This window comes from Marisediminitalea alba (assembly GCF_002993365.1).
Taxonomy (GTDB): Bacteria; Pseudomonadota; Gammaproteobacteria; order Enterobacterales; family Alteromonadaceae; genus Alteromonas; species Alteromonas alba.
The window spans coordinates 1-4,524 of the sequence record NZ_PVNP01000177.1; the positions used below are offsets into that span (position 1 = coordinate 1).

At 45.1% G+C, this 4,524-nt stretch carries 4 protein-coding genes; 3 read left to right on the forward strand and 1 reads right to left on the reverse strand.

From position 1 onward, the window contains the following. Window positions 1–710: 710 nt before the first annotated feature. Window positions 711–1,604: a LysR family transcriptional regulator gene (locus C6Y40_RS15555; protein ID WP_105935364.1), complete on the reverse strand. Its 894-nt coding sequence runs from the start codon at window positions 1,602–1,604 to the stop codon at window positions 711–713. A 155-nt stretch (window positions 1,605–1,759) separates the two neighbouring features. On the opposite strand from C6Y40_RS15555, the gene C6Y40_RS15560 reads away from it, so the two are divergent. The 3 genes from C6Y40_RS15560 to C6Y40_RS15570 form a co-directional block, all read left to right on the forward strand. Then, window positions 1,760–2,518, forward strand: a complete 759-nt coding sequence (locus tag C6Y40_RS15560; RefSeq protein ID WP_105935361.1) for an SDR family oxidoreductase — start codon at window positions 1,760–1,762, stop codon at window positions 2,516–2,518. Window positions 2,519–2,592: 74 nt separating this feature from the next. Further along, window positions 2,593–3,600: a zinc-dependent alcohol dehydrogenase family protein gene (locus C6Y40_RS15565; protein WP_105935362.1), complete on the forward strand. Its 1,008-nt coding sequence runs from the start codon at window positions 2,593–2,595 to the stop codon at window positions 3,598–3,600. A gap of 22 nt (window positions 3,601–3,622) precedes the next feature. Next, window positions 3,623–4,524 (forward strand): zinc-dependent alcohol dehydrogenase family protein (locus C6Y40_RS15570; protein WP_105935363.1); only part of this gene is annotated, 902 nt, incomplete at its 3' end.

Sequence of the window (4,524 nt, forward strand, 5' to 3'; positions counted from 1 at the left end):
CCCAGCCTTTCAACGCTTAAAACCACCTTTCATTGCACACCACAATCACATCTCTACGTACTGAATTTAAAGGCTTTTTGTCTTTTTCTCGTTTCTTTGCTTTTCAATGATGTTCAAGCGTAACCTCGGAAAGTGTGTACAAACTTGAGTACAAATCGCCATATTTACCGTTTTTAGCCAAATTCCATGACACAAACCTAGCTGTAGGCCTTGTGCCTACTGGGTTTTAGCCAAAACTTGCCTATATTTTTTATGCCAAAAATCGAGAAATGATGGTAAGACGTTCGCGATTATCTCTAATTGTTTGCCGGTTGAGTTGGTTACCGGTTTTTTTTCTGCTGTCCTAAAAGTTCATTTGTATGGACCTGATCTTCTGAACAAATCATGCACCTTTCTGACCATCAACAAGTGATGAATCAGGCGATGATAGCTTTACATTGATTTTCAGGAGAATGCAGATGACAGCAGTGGCTCACCAAGTAACCCCTTTTCTAACGTCTTACGAAGTGATGGCTCGATACCACATTAGCTATACGACGCTCTGGCGAAGAATAAAAGATGGCAGCTTGCCGCAGAGTTTTGGTAGCATGTTGGCAGCTAAATGCACTTTGTTATGATTCCTGGTGACTCAACCCAGACATTGGTTACGGTTTTTGCAGTAAAGTGAGCTAATGTAGTATTCGCACTTTATGAATATAACTTATGTGCCATTAGCGGTCACTCAATCTTGACACCAAGTGATCAAAAACCAATCGAATACGTTGTGGTACTGGACCACGTTGAGGGCGATAAATATATAAATCCCAAGGCACAGGCTCGATCTCTTCTAACACTCTCACAAGTTTCTCTTGGCGTAATAAGTCTTGGACCAAAAAGTCAGGAATTTGAGCAAAACCTAGTCCATTTTGTATAGCCATTAATTCAGCTTCGGCGTCGGCACTTCGAAAACGTGTTATGGATGGCGTCCACTGTCTGTCCATGGAAAAAACCCATGGCCAAAGCTTTCCCGTATTGCGATCTACTAATCCTGTAACCGGCAAGTGGTTTAGTTCGTCAGCAGACGCAGGCGTTCCCACTCTATTTATTAAGTCAGGCGAAGCCACGACATACATATTAATTTTGGCAAGCTGGCGGGCAATAAATCGACTATCTCTCATGAAGCCGATACGAATCCCAATATCTATTTTTTCGTCAACTACATCTACGCGCTCGTCACTGAGTGTCAGGTCTATATCAAGTTGAGGATGTACTGTTGAGAGTTCCATTAATGCTGGCATCAAGCATTTATGACCAAAACCAACAGGCGCTGCGATACGAACCCGCCCTTGTAATTCATTACCCGAGTCAGGGGCGCTTGTTTGAAACAATTCATCTACAGCGAGCAGGCGTTCTTTTGCTATCACAGCAAATTTTTCTCCAACTAGGGTCACTTGTATGTGTCGAGTATTTCGATGAAATAAAAGCTCCCCTTGCAATCGCTCTAACTCCTTCACTGCTCGCGTCACTGCCTGAGGAGAAATTCCCAGACGGTTAGCCGCTTCTTTAAAGCTGCGAGACTCAGCAGCAGTACAAAATATCCGGAGCATTTCCAATCTGTTAAGCATCACAGTCACATTCAAGTTTGATATCAATACATAAATATTATTCCAAAATATGGAATTGTAAAATTAAAACATTTCCATTTATTGGTTTTTGAAGGTAAGAGATACTTTGCTTGTTATTTAGACAAAGTCATTCAACTTAATTGAGGATAGTAACTATGAGCAGTGTTTTAGCAAACAACATCAGCGGTAAGGTCGTTGTGATCACTGGTGGTAGCAGCGGTTTAGGCGAGACCACGGCAAGACATTTAGCCAGCCTTGGCGCATCTGTTGTTTTAGGTGCCCGACGCATCGACAAGCTTGAAGCTATTGCTGCTGACATACGTACAGCGGGCGGAAAAGTTGCGGTTCAAGCGACAGATGTGACTAGCCAGGACGAAGTGAAGGCCCTTGTAAATCTTGCACAAGAGCGCTTCGGTAAAGTTGATGTGGTTATCAATAATGCAGGGTTAATGGCGATTGCACCGTTAGCAGAGACTCGAGTTGACGAATGGGATCGCATGATTGACATCAACGTTAAAGGTCTGCTGTATGGAGTAGCCGCAGCGCTTCCGATTTTTCAGGCTCAGGGAACAGGCCACTTTATCAATATTTCGTCCGTAGCGGGTATCAAAGTATTCAGTCCCGGCGGCACGGTTTATAGCGGAACCAAATTCGCTGTTCGCGCTATTGCCGAAGGCTTACGCCATGAAGTTGGGGGTAAAATTCGTTCAACAATCATTTCACCAGGTGCAGTCGAATCTGAATTAAAACATGGAAGTTCAGATACTCAGGGTGCAGCCTTTGTAAAAGATTTTTATCAGCAAAATGAAATTCCATCTGAATCTGTTGCTCGTGCTATCGCATACGCCATTGAGCAGCCTGCGGATGTGGATATCAACGAGATTGTTCTGCGCCCAACTGTTCAAGAATTTTAATTCGTTTAATAAAAGACCTATTAACCAGCGGGTGATTTAACCACCCGCTGAATATTCAGTTTGTGAGGTTATTGATGACAGCGTTAAACAGACAAATGCGTGCTTTGGTATTAGATAGCTATGAAGAGGGTACAGTATTCCGGGATGCCCTGATTAACTTACCCTCTCCATCAGCAGGTCAGGTGCAAGTAAAAATATTTGCAAGTGGAGTCAATCCTATTGATTACAAGATCCGCCAAGGTATCGCTCCTTATGCCATGCCGGAATTACCCGCAGTACTTGGCACCGATTTAGCTGGAGAAATTGTTGCTATCGGCGACGGCGTTACCGGCTTTGCAGTAGGCGATGCAGTTTATGGTCTGACTGGCGGAGTGCGAGGATTGCAAGGATCATTGGCTGAATATGCCAACGTAGATGCTGAGTTACTTGCTCCCAAACCTAAAAATTTGTCCATGCGTGAAGCTGCGGCTTTACCTCTGGTTGCACTTACCGCTTGGGAAGGTTTGGTTGACAAGGCGAATGTTAAAGCGGGCCAGAAAATCCTTATCCAAGGTGGAGCTGGCGGAGTTGGGCATGTAGCTGTGCAAATTGCTAAGGCCTTAGGTGCCGACGTTTATGCCACTGCATCGACTGGAAAACAAGAACTGCTCAAGGCGCTTGGTGCCACGCCGATTGATTATCACACTGCAAGCCCTGCTGAGTACGTGGACGCATACACTCAAGGCAAAGGATTCGATATCATTTACGACACTGTCGGTGGCTCTGTACTCGATGCCTCATTAGGTATCATTGCACATTATGGACATATTTTAAGCTGTGCTGCATTCGACTCACATAACCTGGCACCGTCGTCATTACGCTCTGCAACATTGTCAGCGATTTTTGTGTTACACCCACAGCTCAGCGGAGAGGGGCGCAAACATCATGGTGACATTCTACGGCAAATTACGGCTCTTGTTGAAGCTGGACAAATTAAGCCACTACTCGATCCGTTACGCTTTTCCCTAGACACGGCAATGGATGCACATAATGCCGTAGAGTTGGGATCCATGGGTAAAGTAGTTATTGATGTAATTGCTTAAAAAGTCATTGTTGAGGGTGCATATGAGCCCAAGAAAACTAATTCGAACTGTTCGTTTCCATGAATTAGGTGGCCCCGAGGTATTAACTATTGACTCGCTCGCGAGTCCAAGTTTGCAGGCCAATGATGTACGTATTGCGGTCAAAGTTGTTGGGCTCAATCGTGCTGATGCCATGTTTAGGCGAGGCAGCTATATAGAAAAGGCTGACTTCCCTTCGCGAATCGGCTATGAAGCATCCGGGATAGTCATTGAAGTCGGGGAAGAGGTAAATCATTTACGCCTTGGGGACGAGGTTTGTATTGTCCCTCAGATGGGGCTTTCTCAGAACGGCTGCTACGCAGAAGAGGTTGTCGTACCAAATGAATATGTGGCACTCAAACCAGCAGGGCTAACCTTTGCCGAAGGCGCAGCAGCTTGGATGCAGTACCTGACAGCTTATGGCGCTTTGGTCGAAATTGCTAACGTGCAAAAAGGCGATGCAGTACTGATAACCGCCTCATCGAGCAGTGTTGGATTGGCTGCGATTCAAATTGTGAATGCTCTGGGGGGTATCCCTATCGCTACAACTCTAACAGGCGCTAAAAAGGCTGCTGTGCTCAAGGCTGGCGCGGCCCATGTGATTGCAACCCAAGAAGAACCGCTACTGGATAGCTTGAGAGGTATCTTGGGAGCAAACAATTTAAAAGTCGCATTTGATGCTGTCGGTGGGCCGCAGATAGCTGAAATTGCTGAAGCAATGAGCCCTGAAGGAACAATAATAGTACACGGAGCATTAAGTCCCGAAGTCACTCCTTTTCCCTTAAAAATAGCACTTCGTAAAAGTCTGACAGTTAGGGGATATGTGTTTACTGAAGTTATAAAAGACATCGAGCGTTTTCGCAGAGCAAAGCAATTTATCCACTCGGGTTTATCCGAGGGAACACT